This is a genomic window from Sphingomonas bisphenolicum (genome assembly GCF_024349785.1).
Lineage (GTDB): Bacteria > Pseudomonadota > Alphaproteobacteria > Sphingomonadales > Sphingomonadaceae > Sphingobium > Sphingobium bisphenolicum.
Window position 1 is genome coordinate 1,461,894 of sequence record NZ_AP018817.1, and the last position, 17,934, is coordinate 1,479,827.

The 17,934-nt window shown below is 64.5% G+C and carries 19 protein-coding genes; 13 read left to right on the forward strand and 6 right to left on the reverse strand.

Annotated features, from left to right (window positions below; all coding sequences use genetic code 11):
• Nucleotides 1–15: 15 nt before the first annotated feature.
• Nucleotides 16–291 (forward strand): hypothetical protein, encoded by a 276-nt coding sequence (locus tag SBA_RS07320; RefSeq protein WP_261936383.1) that lies wholly within the window; start codon nucleotides 16–18, stop codon nucleotides 289–291.
• The gene (locus SBA_RS07325; RefSeq protein WP_261936384.1) at nucleotides 291–1,823 is read left to right on the forward strand and encodes a methyl-accepting chemotaxis protein; all 1,533 of its coding nucleotides are present in this window, start codon (nucleotides 291–293) and stop codon (nucleotides 1,821–1,823) included. Before SBA_RS07320 ends, SBA_RS07325 begins: the two co-directional genes overlap by 1 nt.
• Nucleotides 1,824–1,892: 69 nt before the next feature.
• Here the strand turns inward: SBA_RS07325 and SBA_RS07330 are convergent, their stop codons facing one another.
• Entirely contained in the window at nucleotides 1,893–2,507 is a 615-nt protein-coding gene (locus tag SBA_RS07330) for a superoxide dismutase (RefSeq protein WP_224547280.1), read from the reverse strand.
• A 403-nt stretch (nucleotides 2,508–2,910) separates the two neighbouring features.
• Between SBA_RS07330 and rnk the strand changes: the two genes are divergently transcribed.
• Nucleotides 2,911–3,324 (forward strand): nucleoside diphosphate kinase regulator, encoded by a 414-nt coding sequence (gene rnk, locus SBA_RS07335; protein ID WP_261936385.1) that lies wholly within the window; start codon nucleotides 2,911–2,913, stop codon nucleotides 3,322–3,324.
• 1 nt (nucleotide 3,325) lies between these two features.
• Here the strand turns inward: rnk and ispZ are convergent, their stop codons facing one another.
• The 4 genes from ispZ to dapF form a co-directional block, all read right to left on the reverse strand.
• Entirely contained in the window at nucleotides 3,326–3,985 is a 660-nt protein-coding gene (gene ispZ, locus SBA_RS07340) for a septation protein IspZ (protein ID WP_261936386.1), read from the reverse strand.
• Between the two features lie 105 nt (nucleotides 3,986–4,090).
• Entirely contained in the window at nucleotides 4,091–5,029 is a 939-nt protein-coding gene (ftsY, locus tag SBA_RS07345) for a signal recognition particle-docking protein FtsY (protein WP_261936387.1), read from the reverse strand.
• Nucleotides 5,029–6,285, reverse strand: coding sequence for a tRNA (N(6)-L-threonylcarbamoyladenosine(37)-C(2))-methylthiotransferase MtaB (gene mtaB / locus SBA_RS07350; protein ID WP_261936388.1), 1,257 nt, complete (start codon nucleotides 6,283–6,285; stop codon nucleotides 5,029–5,031). Before mtaB ends, ftsY begins: the two co-directional genes overlap by 1 nt.
• Nucleotides 6,285–7,085, reverse strand: coding sequence for a diaminopimelate epimerase (gene dapF, locus SBA_RS07355; protein ID WP_261936389.1), 801 nt, complete (start codon nucleotides 7,083–7,085; stop codon nucleotides 6,285–6,287). The genes mtaB and dapF overlap by 1 nt, the downstream gene beginning before the upstream one ends.
• A gap of 99 nt (nucleotides 7,086–7,184) precedes the next feature.
• Here dapF and SBA_RS07360 point away from each other — a divergent pair, with 99 nt between their 5' ends.
• On the forward strand, nucleotides 7,185–7,475 hold the full coding sequence (locus SBA_RS07360; protein WP_261936390.1) for a type II toxin-antitoxin system RelE/ParE family toxin: 291 nt from the start codon (nucleotides 7,185–7,187) through the stop codon (nucleotides 7,473–7,475).
• Complete coding sequence (locus SBA_RS07365) at nucleotides 7,465–7,761, forward strand: HigA family addiction module antitoxin (RefSeq protein ID WP_261936391.1); 297 nt, start codon at nucleotides 7,465–7,467, stop codon at nucleotides 7,759–7,761. The genes SBA_RS07360 and SBA_RS07365 overlap by 11 nt, the downstream gene beginning before the upstream one ends.
• Here SBA_RS07365 and SBA_RS07370 read toward each other — a convergent pair whose 3' ends face one another.
• Nucleotides 7,762–9,159 carry an amino acid permease gene (locus SBA_RS07370; protein WP_261936392.1) on the reverse strand — a complete coding sequence of 466 codons (1,398 nt, stop codon included), beginning with the start codon at nucleotides 9,157–9,159 and terminating at the stop codon, nucleotides 7,762–7,764.
• A 381-nt stretch (nucleotides 9,160–9,540) separates the two neighbouring features.
• On the opposite strand from SBA_RS07370, the gene ffh reads away from it, so the two are divergent.
• From ffh to SBA_RS07410, 8 genes are all read left to right on the forward strand, one after another.
• A complete protein-coding gene (gene ffh / locus SBA_RS07375) occupies nucleotides 9,541–11,025 on the forward strand; it encodes a signal recognition particle protein (protein WP_224547267.1) in 1,485 nt (494 codons plus the stop codon).
• 41 nt (nucleotides 11,026–11,066) lie between these two features.
• Nucleotides 11,067–11,525, forward strand: a complete 459-nt coding sequence (rpsP, locus tag SBA_RS07380; RefSeq protein WP_261936393.1) for a 30S ribosomal protein S16 — start codon at nucleotides 11,067–11,069, stop codon at nucleotides 11,523–11,525.
• 5 nt (nucleotides 11,526–11,530) lie between these two features.
• Entirely contained in the window at nucleotides 11,531–12,025 is a 495-nt protein-coding gene (gene rimM / locus SBA_RS07385) for a ribosome maturation factor RimM (protein WP_261936394.1), read from the forward strand.
• 63 nt (nucleotides 12,026–12,088) lie between these two features.
• Nucleotides 12,089–13,591, forward strand: a complete 1,503-nt coding sequence (locus SBA_RS07390) for a serine hydrolase domain-containing protein (protein WP_261936395.1) — start codon at nucleotides 12,089–12,091, stop codon at nucleotides 13,589–13,591.
• 56 nt (nucleotides 13,592–13,647) lie between these two features.
• Nucleotides 13,648–13,920, forward strand: a complete 273-nt coding sequence (locus tag SBA_RS07395; RefSeq protein WP_224547262.1) for a hypothetical protein — start codon at nucleotides 13,648–13,650, stop codon at nucleotides 13,918–13,920.
• Nucleotides 13,917–14,654 (forward strand): tRNA (guanosine(37)-N1)-methyltransferase TrmD, encoded by a 738-nt coding sequence (gene trmD / locus SBA_RS07400; RefSeq protein ID WP_261936396.1) that lies wholly within the window; start codon nucleotides 13,917–13,919, stop codon nucleotides 14,652–14,654. Before SBA_RS07395 ends, trmD begins: the two co-directional genes overlap by 4 nt.
• Before the next feature lie 6 nt (nucleotides 14,655–14,660).
• Nucleotides 14,661–15,026: a 50S ribosomal protein L19 gene (gene rplS / locus SBA_RS07405; RefSeq protein ID WP_150411837.1), complete on the forward strand. Its 366-nt coding sequence runs from the start codon at nucleotides 14,661–14,663 to the stop codon at nucleotides 15,024–15,026.
• Nucleotides 15,027–15,395: 369 nt separating this feature from the next.
• Nucleotides 15,396–17,873, forward strand: a complete 2,478-nt coding sequence (locus tag SBA_RS07410; RefSeq protein ID WP_261936397.1) for a TonB-dependent receptor plug domain-containing protein — start codon at nucleotides 15,396–15,398, stop codon at nucleotides 17,871–17,873.
• Nucleotides 17,874–17,934: the final 61 nt, after the last annotated feature.

Below are 17,934 nucleotides of genomic sequence, written 5' to 3' on the forward strand. Positions count from 1 at the left end.
AGGTCCGTGCTGCCCATGGCAGGCCAGTGCATCGTCATTCTGTTCGGCCTGCTGGGATTATACGCCGTTCCGCCGGCCAGCGGCAGGATGCTGCTGGTGCCGCTGACCCAGGAGGCGGTTGCCGCGCTGGCGCCAGTCGCTGTCGCCCATGGCGCGCGACTGGTGGCGAAAGGCCCGTGGGCAGGTTCCCTTCTGGTCGAGGGGGAGCGCGACGATCTTGCCCCGGCGCTTCTGCATCACGGAATCGTCGCCCTTTCGGCGCAAATGGGCGGATGCGGAGCGTCGGCCTGATGAGCGCCATGACGAGCCTGGATCGGCTGCGGCTGCAGGGGCTGCGCATCCTCCTTTTCGCCAACTGGCTCTGGACCGTGGCGATCGGCCTCATGGGTCTGCTGCTGGGGGTGGAGCATAGCGGTCGCGCCCTGTTCCTGTCGGCTCTTGTCAACGCGCTTCCCACCATCCGGGTCATGCGCGCGCGACGTGACCTCGAAGCGCGCCTGGCCATGGGGACATTGGCCGCGGTTCAGCCGGCGATCGGGCTGTATCTGCTGTCAGGCCATAGCTGGCAGATGGACGGTCATATGTTCTTTTTTGTCGCATTGGCGGGGCTGGCGCTGCTGTATGATTGGCGCCCCATCCTGCTTGCTGCGTCGCTGACGGCCGCCCATCACCTGGTGCTCAGCCTGCTTCTGCCGGCCTGGGTTTTTCCTGACAACTCCAATATCGGCCGGGTGGCTATCCACGGCATAGCGGTCGTGTTGCAGGCAGCGGTGCTATGCTATCTTACGGTTCGGCTGCGCGTCATGCTGCTCGCGTTAGACGGGCATGTGGTGCAGGCCAGCCAACTCGCCGAAGAGGCTGACCAGGGCCGGAGTGCGGCAGAAGCTGCCATGGCGACGAGCCGCGAAATGGACGCCAAGGCTGCGCAATTGCGTGGGCAACAGGAAGCGGAAAAGGCGCGCATGGCGATGGAGCGGCGAGCGATGACGCTTGCGCTGGTCGGGGATTTTCGGCGGTCCGTGGCGGAAATCGTCGGCGCGGTTGGAGCAGCCGCGCAGGAACTCGACGATTCGGCGCGTCAACTCAACCATCTGGCCCAACGTGCAAGCGCCGGCACCGAGGAAACGGTGGCGATTGCCGAACAATCCTCCGCCAATGCGACGATGTTGGCGCGGCGTATCGATCAATTGTCGGAATCGATTACGGCGATCGCATCGGCGTCGCACCAGCAGGCCATGCTCGGCGGCGAAGCGCAGCGCGTGTCTGCTACGGGGCATCAGGCCGTGCACGAACTGGAGGGACGTACCACCTCCATCACCAGCTTCGCCGATTCCATAACGGATATCGCCGCGCGCACCAACCTTCTGGCGCTGAATGCCACGATCGAAGCGGCGCGCGCCGGCGATGTCGGCCGGGGTTTCGCGGTGGTGGCCGGAGAAGTAAAGCAATTGGCTGGCCAGGCCGCAAATGCGACCGGGGAAATTCACGCTTTGGCTTGGTCCGCCCGTCAAGGGGCCGGGGTGGCACGTGAGGCGCTATCTGAAGTCGCAGGCGCCGTCGAGCAACTGGCGGAGGCGGCGGATGCGATCCAGCGGGCAGTCGTCGATCAGCGCGATGCGACCAGCGCGATAGGTGAATCCGCGCGTGATACGGCGCAGGACGCGGCCATCATGACGCGACAGATGGAAGATGTCGCCGATGTCGCGCGCGACACCGAAAGCCTGTCGGCGCGCGTGTCCAGTGCGGCGTCCAGTCTGTCGAGCACGGCGAAGACGTTGCAGCGAGCGGCCGAACAATTTGTGACGCAACTGGAAGCGGCCTGATCCCGCCGAGTGCGTTCACGCGTCGTGGAAACGGGGACCGGTTGTATGCGCCCGGTCCCCTTTTCGATATCAGGCCGGCTGGTCGGCGCGGCTGGCGCCTTCACCGTCGAGGTTCAGCGCCGCAAAGTCCCAGTTGATCGCTTCCTTGAGGATGCGGTCGGCATAGCTGGGGCGCAGGTTGCGATAGTCGATATAATAAGCATGTTCCCAGACATCGACGATCAGCAGCGGCGCATGGCCTTCGTGCGCGACGGGGGTGTCGGCATCGTGATAGCTGGTCACTTCGAGCTTGCCGTCCTTCAGGACCAGCGCGGCCCAGCCGCTGGCGAAATGGCCCACCGCTTCGGCTTTCAGCTTTTCGATCAGCGCATCGACTGATCCGAAGGCTTCGTTGATCTTGGTCAGCAATTCGCCGGTCGGTTCGGTCTTCGTGGGCGACAGCGACTGCCAGTAGAAAGTGTGGTTCCAGATCTGGCCGACCTGGTTGAACAGGCCGCCCTTGGCCGACTTGATCAGCTCGACCAGCGACTTGCCCTGCAGGCTTTCGTCCGCGGCGACCAGTTCATTGGCCTTCACGACATAGGCGTTGTGATGCTTGCCATGGTGGAAGTCGAAGGTTTCGACGGACAGGATGTCGCCAAAAGCATCCTTGGCATAGGGCAGGTCGGGCAGAACAAAGGCCATGGCGGAACTCCTCGGGTTCGTTATGGGGCGGCCGCACGCAGGGTGGAGCGGCCGATTGGTCATATGGTCCATGCGGGGCGTGGACGCCTCCGCCGTTTCCCATATGCTGCCCCAACGCCCAAGAAAACAGATATGTGCCTATTGCGAAACGATCGCAGAAATTGGTGGTGGAAGTTGGCCGAAGTAGGGCGCGTGTCGGGTTCGCTTGACAGAGCGGTCCTGGTCCAACAGGATCGGATCATGCAAAATGGCGCCGCCTTTTCGCGCTTCCGTCATCACGGGGGCCAACTTCTCGCGGGCGATCCGCCCCGGACCTGACAGGCGATCGGCCGGCAGGGTCCGGGGCACCTTCTTGACGCCAGAGGCCCGCAGTCGGGCCGATCCTCTATCAGGAAGCCTTTCCATGATCCTGCATCAGAACGGGGCGGCCGTGCCGCCCATCCACCTTGTCGAATCCGAAGCGGACATGATCTCCGACCTGGCCTGGGCGGCGCGCGACCGCTTCCCCGATGTGTGCCAGTTGCTGCAGCAGGAGGTCGGGCGTGCGCAGCTTTGCGCGTCGGCCGACTTGCCCTGTACCGTCGTCGCCATGGGATCGGATGTGGCCTATCGCGATGGCCGTGACGGTGCGTCGCGGCGGGTCCAATTGGTCTATCCCGGTCATGCCGATGTAGCGCTGGGCCGCATTTCAATCCTGACGCCGATCGGTGCGGCGCTGATCGGGATGCAGGCCGGCGCGTCGATCCTGTGGCCCGACCGGGACGGCCATCTGCGCGACATCATCGTCGACGAGGTGGCACAGGCGCGGGCGGCTTAACTCAGCCTTGCGGCGGGGTGGTTTCACCCACCTCGTCGCTGTCGAGGCCATCGCCGAGCGTCAGGCCGTGGCGCATCAGCATCGGGATATTGGCGGCGGCAAATGCGACCGAGATGATGGTGACTCCCCACACCTTGACTGCGAGCCAGCTGTCGAAACTCATCGACCGGCGCATCACCTCGTTCGCGATCGCCATGGCGACGAAGAACAAGGCCCAATTGCGCGATAGCTTCATCCAACCGGTTTCGCTGAGGCCGTCATAGGCGGCCTGGAGCAGATATTTGAGCAGCGGTTTGCCACGCAACAATCCGGCGAAGAGCATCATCGCGAAGAAGCTGTAGATGATCGTGGGCTTCAATTGGATGAAGCTCTGGTCGTGAAAGTAGATGGTGAGGCCGCCGAAAAACAGGATCAGCAGCGCCGACAGCCAGAGCATCGGCGATACCCGGCCCAGCTTCACCCTGGAGATGACGACCGCGATCACGATCGCCGCCATGAAGGCGGCCGTGCCGAAGGTCATGGCGGTGATCGGATTGCCCGCGCCCCAGAACCACCCGGCACCCTTGTAGGTCAGGAAGAAGACCAGCAGCGGCCCGAAATCGAGCGCCAGGCTGAGCGTGCCGCCATGGGCGGGCTTTGCAGCGGGCTTGGTATCGACCATCAGTTTTGCTCCGTCATCCCAGCGAACGCCGGGATCCCACTTTTCTTCATGCGCCGCAAAAGGAAGAAAGACGCCAGCCTTTGCCGGCATGACGAACGACAATGCTCACCGTGCATAGGCCGTCCCCGCAATGGCGCGCGCCATGTCGCCGGGATCGAACGGACGCAGATCCTCGATTTTCTCGCCCACGCCGATCGCATGGATGGGCAGGCGGAATTTCTCCGCCGCTGCGACCAGCACGCCGCCGCGCGCGGTGCCGTCCAGCTTGGTCATGACCAGCCCCGTCACCTGCGCCGTTTCCTTGAAGACTTCGATCTGGTTCAACGCATTCTGTCCTGTCGTGGCATCCAGAACCAGCACAACGTCGTGCGGGGCGGCGGGGTTCAATCGACCCAGCACGCGACGCACCTTGGCCAGCTCATCCATCAGCTCGGTCTTGTTCTGGAGGCGCCCGGCGGTGTCCACGATCAGCACGTCGATGCCGGTTTCCGTCGCCTGCTTGACCGCGTCGAACACGATGCCCGCCGCGTCGCCGCCTTCCTTGCCCGCCACGATGGGGATGCCCAGCCGCTCAGCCCAGACCTTGAGTTGGCCGATCGCCGCCGCACGGAACGTGTCGCCGGCGGCCAGCATCACGCCATAATCCTGCTCCAGGAAATTATTGGCCAGCTTGGCGATAGTGGTGGTCTTGCCCGAACCGTTGACGCCGATGACCAGGATCACCTGCGGCCGCGGAAAGGCCTCGATCTCCAGCGGGCGGGCCACGGGGGCCAGCACCTTCTCGATCTCCTCCGCGATGATCTGGCGCAGATATTCCTCGGTCAATTCCTTGTTGTAGCGCCCCTCGGCCAGTCGTTCACGCACGCGCCCGGCCATGGCCGGGCCAAGGTCGGAGACGATCAGCGCCTCTTCGATCTCGTCGAGCGTCTGGTCGTCGAGCGCGGCCTTGGAGAAAAGGCCGGTGAGGTTGTCGCCAAGCCTGTCGGATGTGCGCTTCAGTCCGCCGAAGAGGCGATCGCGCCAGCTGGTGCCGGTATCTGTCATTATGCGGCCTCTTGCGCGATCAGCGCGCCATTCTCAAGCGCCGTGATGGGAACGGGAACGATGGAGGAGGGGGGCTGCGCCGCCGCGAAGCGCACCGGCGCAAAATTTTCAGCATGGCCGGTCAGGCCGCTGCGTTCGACCAGCACCGACTGGGTCGTGCCGATCAGGCTGCGGAGCCAAGTTTCGCGTCGCGCGGCGCAGGCGTCGCGCAGGCGGGCGGCGCGGGCCTTGATCGTCGCGCGATCGACCTGCGGCATACGTGCGGCAGGGGTGCCGGTGCGCGGCGAAAAGGGAAAGATATGGCCGTGGACGATGTCGCATTCGTCGATGAGCATGAGGCTGTTCTCGAACATCGCGTCATCCTCGGTCGGGAAGCCGGCGATGATGTCTGCGCCGATGCTGATGCCGGGGCGGGCGGCCTTGAGCCGTTCCACGATGGCAATGGCGTCGGCGCGGCTGTGGCGGCGCTTCATGCGCTTGAGGATCAGGTCGTCGCCCGCCTGCAGCGACAGATGTAGATGCGGCATCATACGCGGATCGTGCGCGATGAGATCGAACAGCCGTTCGTCGATTTCCACGCTGTCGAGGGAGGAGAGGCGCAGGCGGGTCAGATCGGGCACGCCCTTCAATATACGTTCGATCAGCAGGCCGAGCGACGGGCTGCCGGGCAGGTCCGGGCCGTAGCTGGTGACGTCCACGCCGGTCAGCACGATTTCCCGATAGCCGGCATCGACCAGTTGCTTCGCCTTGTCCACCACCGCGCCGGCGGGGACGGAGCGGCTGTTCCCCCGGCCATAGGGAATGATGCAGAAAGTGCAGCGATGATCGCAGCCATTCTGGACCTCCAGAAAGGCGCGGGCGTGGTCGGCGAACGCGCTGGCCATATGCGGGGCGGTGTCGCGCACGGCCATGATGTCGGAAACGCGGACCTTCTCCGTTATCGCGGCGAAGCTGCTCGCCTCCATCTTCTCCCGATTGCCGATCACGCCATCGACTTCGGCCATGGCGGCGAAGGTCTCCGGCTCGGTCTGGGCGGCGCAGCCGGTGACGAGGATGCGGGCGTCGGGTCGTTCGCGCCGGGCGCGGCGGATCGCCTGGCGGGTCTGGCGCACCGCTTCGGCCGTCACGGCGCAGCTATTGACCACGATCAGATCGTCCTGGCCGGCCGCCATGTCGCGAATCGCCTCGCTCTCCGCGATGTTGAGGCGGCAGCCCATGGTGATGATGTCCGGCGCTTTGGTTGAGGCAGGGGGCATCAGAAGCGGTCCCAGTCAGCCTCGCCATCGAAGACGTGGGTGGCGGGGCCGGTCATGCGGATCGTGCCGCCCGGTGCCCAGTCGATCACCAGATCGCCGCCCGGCAGACTAACCGTCACCGGACCCGTCATCAGCTTGCGGCGGATGGCGGCGACGGCGGTGGCGCAGGCGCCCGTGCCGCAGGCGCGCGTCAGCCCCGCGCCGCGTTCCCATACCACCAGACGGAGATGATCGTCGCCCACGACCTGCGCGAAATTGACGTTCACGCGGGCCGGGAACAGCGGATCATGCTCGATCAGCGGGCCGAGACGGTCGAAGTTCACACCGTCCAGATCGTCCACGAAGAAGATGACATGCGGGTTGCCGACATTGACCGCGGCGGGGGCGGGCAGCTCTTCCCAACTGGCGCCCATGGTCAGCGTGTCCATGGGATAGGCGAGCGGGATCGCATCCCAGTCGAAGCGCGGCGCGCCCATATCGACGCTGGCGCCGCCATCCACGCTCTTGGCGTCGAGCAGGCCCGCTTTGGTGCGGATCAGCACATCGCGGCCGACAAACAGGGGCACGCAGCGGGTCGCGTTGCCGCAGGCTTCGACTTCGCTGCCGTCGGCGTTGAAGATCTGCATCGACACGTCGGCGTCAGCGGCATTGCCGATGAGGATGAGCTGGTCGCAGCCGATCCCGGCATGACGGTCGGCGATGGCGCGCGCGCGCGCCTCCGTCATGTCGATCGCTTGTGCGCGCGCGTCAATGACGACGAAGTCGTTGCCGAGGCCATGCATTTTGGAGAAGCGTCCCATGGGCGCGCATGTAGTGGGGGTGAAGCGAAAAGGCCAGCGCTCAGCACCAATGTAACGCATCGGTTGACATTTGGCGTGGTGTAACTTATGGCGTTACGCATGGAGATGCGAAGCATCGCGCACAAGGGTTTGCGCCGCTTTTTCGAGACCGGCAATGTTAAGGGTTTGGTCGGGGATGTGGCAAGGCTGGGAAAAATGTTGGCCTTCATTGATGCTGCAACATCGTTGGAGGTGCTGTCCCAGCCCCCTAATTACGGACTCCATCCGTTGTCAGGTGATCGGGCCGGTACTTGGTCGATGACGGTAACGCGCAATTGGCGATTGACCTTTCGCATTGATGCACAGGATGCGCTGATCGATATGGATTTGGAGGACTATCATGGCGCTTAAGATGCACGCATCGCTGGCGGTTCATCCGGGCGAATGGCTGAGGACGGAGATTGTCGAGGCGCATGGCCTCAAGCTAGGCGATCTGGCTGATCATCTGGGGGTCACCCGGCAGACAGTCAGTCGCCTGCTCAATCAGCGGCAGGATCTGACAGCGGAGATGGCGATCCGTTTTGAAAAACTGTTCGGCATCGATGCCGAGACGCTGATGCGCATGCAGACGCGCCATGAACTGGTCATGGCGCGCCAACATGCGGACGCACTGGCGGTTAAGCCGCTGGCGGCCTGATCAGCGGACGACAGCCGCCCGTCGCTGCCCATAGAGAAAATAGACCCCCAACCCAATGGCATTCCATACCAGACAGGCGACGATCGTCTTCATCGGCAGGCTGACGAAGAGATAGGCGCAGCCGCCGATCGCACCCAGGCCCACGAACCAGGCGGCGGGTGTGCGGAAGGGGCGGCGCAGGTCGGGGCTGCGGCGGCGCAGGACGAGCAGGCACCAGCCGACGGCCGTGAAGGCGATCAGCGTGCCGGCATTGGCCAGCGCGGCGATCTCGTCGATCGGCAGCAAGCCGGCGATGACGGCGACCAGCGCGGCAGTGACCGCAGTGATGCGCGCGGGGGTACCGCGCTTCGAAATCTTCGCCAGGCTCTGTGGCAGGAAGCCGTCGCGCGCCATCACCAGGAAGATGCGGCTCTGGCCGTAGAGGAAGCCGAGCAGCACAGTGGGCAGCGCGATCACCGCGGCGATGGCGACGATGCGGGCGATGCCGCCCTGGCCCATTTCGCGCAGGATCAGCGCCAGCGGCTCGGGGCTGTCGGCGAAACGGGTGAAGGGCAGCGCGCCGATCGCGGCGGCGGCCACCAGCACATAGATGAGGGTGCAGATGACGAGCGATCCGACGATGCCGATGGCCAGGTCGCGATCCGGGTTCTTGGCTTCTTCCGCTGCGGTGGAAATGGCGTCGAAACCATAGAAGGCGAAGAAGATGATCGCCGCGGCGGCCATCACCCCGCGTTCGACGCCGTCCGGCCCCATATGTTTGGCGAAGCCGAAGGGCATGAAGGGGTGCAGGTTCTGCGCGTCGAAGGCGGGCAGGGCGACGGCGACGAACAGGCTCAGGGTCGCGATCTTGATAAGGACCAGCACGCTATTCAGGCGTGCGCTTTCGCGCGTGCCGAGCATCAGCAGCCCGGCGACCACGGCGATGATGAAGATGGCGGGCAGGTTGATAAGGCCGCCCAGCTCCGGTCCCTGCGTCAAAACCTGCGGGAAGCCGATCGCAGTGAGCAAAGGCGCGGCATAGCCCGACCAGCCCACCGCCACGGTGGACACGACCAGGCTATATTCCAGGATCAGGCTCCATCCCACGACCCAGGCGATGCCTTCGCCCAGGGCGACATAGCTATAGCTGTAGGCGCTGCCCGCCGCGGGCATCATCGTGGAGAGTTCGGCATAGGCGAGCGCAGCGCAGGCGCAGATCGCGCCCGCTATGGCGAAGGAGAGCAGCACCGCAGGACCGGCGCGATCCGCGCCGACGCCGATCAGGGTAAGGATGCCGGTGCCTACGATCGCGCCGACGCCCAGTGCCAGCAGATGCGGCCAGGACAGGGTGCGGGCCAGTTGATGGCCTGCGTCCCTGGGGGTCATCGCCTCCATCGGCTTGCGGCGTGTCCAACTCATGATCGCGGTTCCCCTTCCTGCTTTATCGCTATCTGCTGGCGCAAAGCCGGGTTGCGCGCAAGCGGATCGGCGCGCGCTTGCCGCTTGTTGCCGAACGGATGGTCCGCACGGCATGAAGATTCCGCCTTGAGCGACACGGGCGCAATCCCGGTTGCGCTATCCCATGCGACTCGATGGACATGGTCGCGATGGTTGCATCTCCCGCCATGGTACGCTAAGGGCGCCGAGCAATCGGGCGGCTTGCCGTTCGGTCCCTGACAAATCCAGGACGCCCAGATGGGGCATCGGATGGACGCTGGTTGGCGAGGTTTCGCCCACCGGCGATTTTGTCGTTTGGCAGGGAGGCAGGATTTTCCGGGCCTTTGCGGTCCAAATGAGGTGATGATGTTCGATTCGCTAAGCGATCGTCTGAGTGGGGTATTCGACAAACTGCGTGGGCGCGGCGCGCTTACGGAGGACGATGTCCGCGCCGCGATGCGTGAAGTGCGAATCGCGCTGCTGGAAGCCGACGTCGCGTTGCCGGTCGTGCGCCAGTTCGTCGATCAGGCCACGGAGCGGGCGGTCGGCAGCGACGTGCTGCGATCGGTCACGCCGGGGCAGATGGTCGTCAAGATCGTCTCGGACACGCTGACCGAAACGCTGGGTTCCGAAGCGTCCGACCTGCTGATCGACGTGACCCCGCCCGCCGTGATCATGATGGTCGGCCTGCAGGGATCGGGCAAGACCACCACGACCGCCAAGATCGCCAAGCGCCTGAAGGAAAAAGAACGCAAGAAGGTGCTGATGGCGTCGCTCGACGTCCAGCGCCCGGCCGCGCAGGAACAGTTGGCCGTGCTCGGCACGCAGATCGACGTCGCCACGCTGCCGATCGTCGCGGGGCAGCAGCCGGTCGAGATCGCCAAGCGCGCGTTGCAGTCGGCCAAGCTCCAAGGCTTCGACGTGGTGATGCTCGACACCGCCGGTCGCCTCCATGTCGACCAGGCGTTGATGGACGAGATGAAGGCGGTCGCCGACGCTTCCAACCCCGCTGAAATCCTGCTGGTGGTCGATTCGCTGACTGGCCAGGACGCGGTCAATGTCGCGACCAACTTCTCGGGCCAGGTGCCGCTGACCGGCGTGGTGCTGACCCGCATGGATGGCGATGCGCGCGGTGGCGCGGCGCTGTCGATGCGCGCCGTTACCGGCCGTCCGATCAAGTTCGCCGGCACCGGCGAAAAGCTCGATGCGCTGGAGCTGTTCCATCCGCAGCGCGTCGCGCAGCGCATATTGGGCATGGGCGACGTCGTCAGCCTGGTCGAGCGCGCGGCCGAGACGATCGACGCGGAAGAAGCCGACAAGCTTGCCAAGAAGATGGCCAAGGGTCAGTTCGACATGAACGACCTGCGCAGCCAGCTCAATCAGATGCGCCGCATGGGCGGCCTGGGCGCGCTGGCGGGCATGTTGCCGGGCCTCAAAAAGGCGCAGGCGGCGATGGCCAATAGCGGCGCGAACGACAAGACGCTGGTGCATCTGGACGCCATGATCGGCTCCATGACGCCCAAGGAGCGGGAGAAGCCCGCTTTGATCAACGCCAAGCGCAAGATCCGCATCGCCAAGGGTGCCGGCCGCACCGTGCAGGACGTCAACCGTCTCCTGAAAATGCATCAGGAAATGGAAGGCGCGATGAAGAAGATCCGCAAGATGGGCGGCCTCAAGGGGCTGGCCAAGATGTTCACCGGCGGCGGTGGCATGGGCGGATTGGGTGGCCTGGGTGGTCCGGGCGGCGGCGACGGGCAGGGCGGTCCGCCCGATCTGTCGGGCCTGGGCGGATTGGGCGGCAATATGCCCAAGCTTCCACCCGGTTTTCAGAATTTCATGAAGAAATAAGCAATTTCAACATATTGGTTTGAGTAGAAAGGTCTAGTTCCATGGCAACCTCCATCCGTCTGTCGCGCGGCGGCTCCAAGAAGCGCCCCTATTACCGCATCGTCGTGGCCGACAGCCGCGCCCCGCGTGACGGCAAGTTCATCGAGCGTATCGGCAGCTACAACCCCGTCCTGCCCAAGGGCGACGAGAAGCGCGTCGTTCTGGACGTCGAGCGCGCGAAGCATTGGGTTGCCGCCGGCGCCCAGCCGACCGACCGCGTGGCCCGCTTCCTGGACGCCGCTGGCGTGAAGGAGCGCAAGGCGCGCAACAACCCGAACAAGGCGGAGCCGGGCCAGAAGGCCAAGGATCGCGCTGAAGACCGCGCCGCCAAGGCTGCCGAAGCCGCAGAAGCCGCCGAAGCCGCCAAGGCGGCCGCTGCCGAGGCCGCCGCTGCTCCGGCTCCGGCTGCCGAAGAAGCCGCTCCCGCCGAGGAAGCTGCTGCCGAACAGGCCGAGGGCTGAGTCTCTTGACCGACAAGCCCGTCACTCTCGCCGCGATCGTTGGTGCGCATGGAGTGGCGGGCGATGTCCGTCTGAAGCTTTTTGGTGAAGGGGCCGAAAGCCTCAAAAACTACAAGAGCTTCGATGCGGCGGGGCGCATATTGACGTTGAAGTCGGTGCGCCCCGGCCCCAATGGCGCGGTCGCCCGTTTCGCCGAGGTCGGCGATCGGGGGGCGGCCGAAGCCTTGCGCGGCACGGCGTTGACCGTGCCCCGTTCCGCCTTGCCGCCGCTGGGCGAGGGCGAATATTATCATGCCGACATCATCGGCCTGTCCTGCCTGTCCAGTGCCGGCGAGGCGCTGGGCGAGATCATTGCGATCGAGAATTTCGGCGCGGGCGACATCATCGAGGTGGAGCGGCCGCCGGCGGAGGACAAGAAGGGCAAGCGCTTCATGGCGCCCATGCACGCGGTGACGCTGGAGGCGGACCGCGCTATCATCGACGCAGCCTTCGTCGAATAAGGGGTAAATGGCCCTTGCGGCCATGGTGCAGCATGGCATGTTCGATCCTCCGTCGCTGGAGGGATGTCGATGCGCCTTGCCGCCTGCCTGCTTTTGATGATCGCTGCCGCGCATCCGGCCTACGCCGCCGACGCGCAGAAGATCGCGCAGGCGATCCCCGCGATCGATCGCCTGTTTGCCGATTTCCAGGTGGACAGCCATGCGCCGGGCCTGGTCTACGGCATCGTCGCAGATGGGCGGCTGGTCCATGTGAAGGGGCTGGGGGTGCAGGATCTGGTCCATAAGCGGCCGGTGACGCCCGACAGCCTGTTCCGCATCGCGTCGATGACCAAGGCCTTCACCGCGCTGTCGATCCTGAAGCTGCGCGAAGAGGGCAAGCTTTCGCTCGACGATCTGGCCGAGACCTATGTGCCGGAGATGCGCGGCTGGACCTATCCGACCAAGGATAGCCCGCGCATCCGCATCCGCGACCTGCTGACCCATAGCGCGGGCCTGGTCGACGACAATCCTTGGGGCGATCGGCAGACACCGCTGCCGGAGGCGGACTTCACGCACATGCTGCAACAGGGTGTGCCGTTCAGCAGCGCGCCGGGCAGCCATTATGAATATAGCAATTTCGGTTTCGCGCTGCTCGGCCGGATCGTCGCCGCCGTCTCCGGCCAGCCCTATCGCCGCTATGTCGAGCAGACGCTGCTGACCCCGCTGGGTATGACGTCCAGCGGCTATGAGGTCGGCGAATGGCCGCTGGATCGGCGTGCGATCGGCTATCGTTGGGAGGAGGGGCGCTGGAAGGCGGAGCCGACGATGCGCGACGGGGCATTCGGTGCGATGGGCGGGTTGCAGACCAGCGCCAATGATTATGCCCGGTGGCTCGCCTTCCTGCTGTCCGCCTGGCCGGCGCGGGACGATCCCGATGCCGGGCCGGTGCCGCGTGCGGCGGTGCGGATGCTGGCGGAGGGGAGTAACTTCGTCACCGTCGCGCAGCGCAACGGCGTAAGCGGACCGTCCGCCTGCCGTCAGGCCACCGCTTACGGCTTTGGGATGCGGGTGGCGCAGGATTGCGACCTGGGTCTGACGTTGGCCCATGGCGGCGGCTATCCGGGCTATGGCAGCCATGTGATGCTGATGCCGGATCACGGCGTGGGCATCTTCGTCTTCACCAACCGCACCTATACTGGCGGGGCCGGTCCGGCCTGGGACGCGGCCATGGTCTTGCAGAAGGCGGGGGCGCTGGTCGAGCGGGTGCTGGCAGTGTCGCCTTTGCTGGCGGATGGCTATGCCGCGGCGGGGCGAATCTATGCCGCAGGGGATGTCGGCGTGTCGCGCGACCGGCTGGCCATGAACTTCCTCATGGACAACGACATGGACAGTTGGCGCAAGAAACTGGCGGCGCTCAAGGATGAGGTCGGCGCGTGTCGCATCGACGCGCCGATCAAGGCCAGCGGCAATCTGTCGGGCAGCTTCACCTGGGCCTGCGAGAAGGGGCGCGTGGCGGGGTCGATCCTGCTGGCTCCGACGCGGGGCGCGCAAATCCAGGAACTGAAACTGGCGGTCAAGGCGCCCTGAACGGCAGGCTGCGGCGGGAACTGGACGAGGCGACGCGCTTGTCCTAAGCGCGGGCCATGGCGCAAATCCTCACCGCTCTTTATCTTCTGGCAATGCTGGCCGCCGGTTGGCGCCTGTTCGGCATCGGCTGGTCGCGCGGCGTGAAGGCAGCCAGCGCAATTGCGCTGGTCTGTCCGATCCCGTTGCTGGTCCTGATCCCGGGCCTGCTGCATCCCGAACGGCCCTTTGCCGGACTGCTCCAGAGCATCGGAGTCGCCCTGCTGATCTGTGGCCTTCTGTGCATGGGCGGCGGGGCTTCGGCAGCCTGGTTGCGATCGCGCCGCAAATGAGCTTCGCAGCGCAGATATTGACCCTCTACCCCGACATGTTTCCGGGGCCGCTCGGCCTGTCGCTGGCGGGGCGGGCGCTCAGTGAGGGAAAATGGGCGTGCGATCCCATCCCTATCCGCGATTTCGCCGCCGACCGGCATCGCACCGTGGATGATACGCCCGCGGGCGGGGGGGCGGGCATGGTGCTGCGCGCGGACATATTGGCCAAGGCGGTCGACCATGCGCTGGAGAAGCGGCCTGACCTGCCCGTGCTGGCGATGACGCCACGGGGCAAGCCGATCACGCAGGCGCGCGTGCGCAGCCTGGCGGAAGGACCGGGCGTGACCCTCCTGTGCGGCCGGTTCGAGGGCTTTGACGAGCGCCTGTTCGACGCCAGGCCGATCGAGCAGGTCAGCATGGGCGACATCATCCTGTCGGGCGGGGAAATGGCCGCTTTGCTGCTGCTCGACGCTTGTGTTCGCCTGCTTCCCGGTGTAATGGGCGCGGCTTCCAGCGGAGTCGAGGAATCCTTTGAAACGGGATTGCTCGAATATCCGCATTATACCCGCCCGGTAGAATGGGAAGGGCGCATGATCCCGCAAGTGTTGCGATCGGGGGATCATGCGAAGATCGCCGCCTGGCGGAAACAACAGGCGGAAGATGATACACGGCTAAGGCGGCCGGACCTTTGGGAACGTCACATCGGCGTTCGGGTCCAGTCGCCCTCTGGTGCGCAACGAACGACCAAGGACTGAGTTGACATGAACATCATCCAGCAGATCGAGGCGGAAAACATCGCCGCCCTCGCCAAGGATATCCCCGAATTCCGCCCCGGCGACACGCTGCGCGTCGGCGTGAAGGTCATCGAAGGCGAGCGTAGCCGCGTTCAGAACTATGAAGGCGTGTGCATCGCCCGTTCGAACAAGGGCATGGGTTCCAACTTCACCGTGCGCAAGATTTCGTTCGGCGAAGGCGTGGAGCGCGTGTTCCCGCTCTATTCGCCCAACCTCGATTCGATCACCGTCGTCCGCCGTGGCGTCGTGCGTCGTGCGAAGCTCTACTATCTGCGCGGCCGCACCGGCAAGCGCGCCCGTATTGCCGAGCGTCGCGACAACCGCGAAGGTTGATTGCGCGAAGGTCAATGGCCCGAGGGCCGAGTGCCTAAAAACGCTTCTTGACAGTTGTAAAAAAGAAACAGGCGGTGACCCCCGAGGTCGCCGCCTTTTTCTTTATGTTGCAAGGATTTGGCAACTTTGGACGGCCGTCCCGCTTTGATCGGAGCGGAAGGATTTTGCAGTGCGGCATAAATGCTATTTCGCCCGTTGCGGTTTTGTGTCAGCTTTTCGTTTCCAGACATTGCCGAGTGTTTCTGGCGTCGGGCCATGTGCTTCCGGCGGTGGGAGCGTTCGTGCAAAATATCGGAGAGAACAGGGGTAAGAATAAAAGGACGATATAGGAGAGGCCTCAATCAATAAGAAATATTAGGGGGCTGTTTCATGAACTATAAGGGTCTCGTTTCTCGCGCTGCTATTGCGATCGCCATCAGTTCTTCCGCTACCGTCTTCGCACAGGATAATGCGCCGCAGGCCGCCGCAGTCGATGAGGGCGCGGCCATCATCGTCACCGGCACCCGCGCCACGGGCGTCACCGCCGCCGAAAGCGCGGCGCCGATCAAGGTTCTCGACAGCGCCGCGTTGGAAAAGGTGGGCCAGCCCAACCTGAACCAAGTGCTGAGCCAGCTCGTACCGTCTTTCACCGCCGAAGCCTTTGGCGGCGATACCGCCAACCTTACCTTGTCGGCGCGCCTGCGCGGCCTCAGCCCCAACCACGCGCTGGTGCTGGTCAACGGCAAGCGGCGCCACGGCACATCCAACCTCCATGTGCTGAGCGGCCCCTATCAGGGTGGCGCCGCGCCCGATCTCGACATGATCCCGCCAGGCGCGATCGGCCGCATCGAGGTGCTGGAGGACGGCGCGGCCGCGCAATATGGGTCGGATGCGATCGCGGGTGTCATCAACATCATCCTGAAGGATGAAAAGGACAGCATTTCCGGCAGCTTCACCGGTGGCCAATATTATGAAGGCGACGGCACGACCTTTTCGGGCAGCATCACTTTCGCGCCCAAGATCGACGACGACACCTATCTGAACTTCACCATGTTTCACCGCTTCCATGGCTTTTCCCAGCGCGGCGGCGTCGATTCCCGCATCTATAACAAGGACGGCACGATCAGCGACAGCCTGAGCGCCGAACATGCGGCGATGGTGGCGATCGGCCTGCCAAATGCGCCTTACACCAACCGCATCGTCGGCGATTCGCGCTCGACGCTCAGCACGGTGATGTACAATGCTGGCCATGATTTCGGCGGTGTCGAAATCTACGCCTTCGGCAGCTATGGTCGTCGCGAGGCGAGCGCCTATGAAAATTACCGGCAGCCCTGGCGCGTATCGCGCTCCCCGGTTCTGGGCGTGGCGGGCGAGGAAATCCTGTACAGCGCCACCGGCTTCAACCCGCGCGAGGCGATCAAGGAGGATGATTTCTCCAACACCGGCGGCATCAAGGGGGAAATGGGCGGTTTCCGCTGGGAGGTCAGCACCACCTATGGCCAGGATTATGCCAAGCTCTTCACGCTGGATTCGGCCAACCGCACGCTGTTCATCAATACCGGCACCACGCCGGGCAATTTTTATGACGGCTTCCTGAAGGCGTCGGAATGGACCACCAACATCGATATCGCCAAGGAGATCGAGGCGGGGATGGCGGCGCCGATCAACATCGCCTTCGGCGGAGAATATCGCGAAAATCTGTTCCAGATCGGCAAGGGCGACTTCGCCTCCACCTATTTCGAGGGCGGCCAATCCTATCCGGGCTTCCTCGCCACCGACGCAGGCAAGCACAAGCGCAACAACAAGGCGGCCTATCTGGACATCGCGCTGAACCCGGTGGATATCTGGAAGATCGACGGCGCGGTGCGTTTCGAGGACTATAGCGACTTCGGCACCAAATGGACGTGGAAGGTGACGAGCCGCGTCGACTTCACCGACCAGGTGGCGGTGCGCGGGACGGTCAGCACAGGTTTCCGGGCGCCCTCGCTGCTCGAATCCTATTACAGCTCAACCAATGTCGGCCCAACGTCGGCCTATGTGCAATTGCCGCCGAACAGCGCGGCGGCCAAGCTGCTGGGCTATGACGACCTGAAACCCGAAACGTCCACCAACTACAGCCTGGGCCTGGTGCTGCGACCCATTCCCAAGCTGAACATCACGCTCGACGCCTATCAGGTGAAGATGAAGAACCGCATCGTCGGCACCGGGTCGATCGTCGGCCTGACCGGCGGCGTCGTGACCAACCAGGCGGTGCTGGATGCAATCGCAGCGCATGGCAATGTGCTCGATCCCTATGTGCTGGAGGTGGGCGACGCGGGCATCAACCTGTTCACCAACGGCGCGGACACCCGCACCCGCGGCGTCGATCTGACGGCGAGCTATCCGACGTCGGTCGGCGAGGGATCGATCCTCTGGTCGCTGTCGGCCAACTACAACACGACCAAGATCACCAAGCTGCGCCTGCCCGACTCGCTCTATGCGGCGGATGCGCGCAGCGTGCTGGAGGACGCATCGCCGAAATATAAGGTCATTGCCGGCGGCCTGCTGACGATGGGCGGGCTGAGCGTCAACCTGCGCGAAACCTTCTACGGCAAGTCGTCGCAGGTGGTGATCTATAACGGCACGACCCCGACGGTGAAGGCCGGCGCGGCGGCGATCACCGATCTGGAGGTCAGCTATGCCCTGACCGAGGGGCTGACGATCACGGCCGGCGCCAACAACCTGTTCGACAAGAAGGCATCGACCGTACCCAACGGCCCGGACGGCCTGCCGATCGACGGCGGTGCGGTGCTGGATGCGCCGGTGACCTTCACGCCCTACGGCATCAATGGCGGTTACTGGTACGGCAAGGTCGGCTTCAAATTCTGAACTGACAGCAGTCGGCAGAGGCCGGTCCCTTGCGCGGGGCCGGCCTCTGCTGTTTCAGATC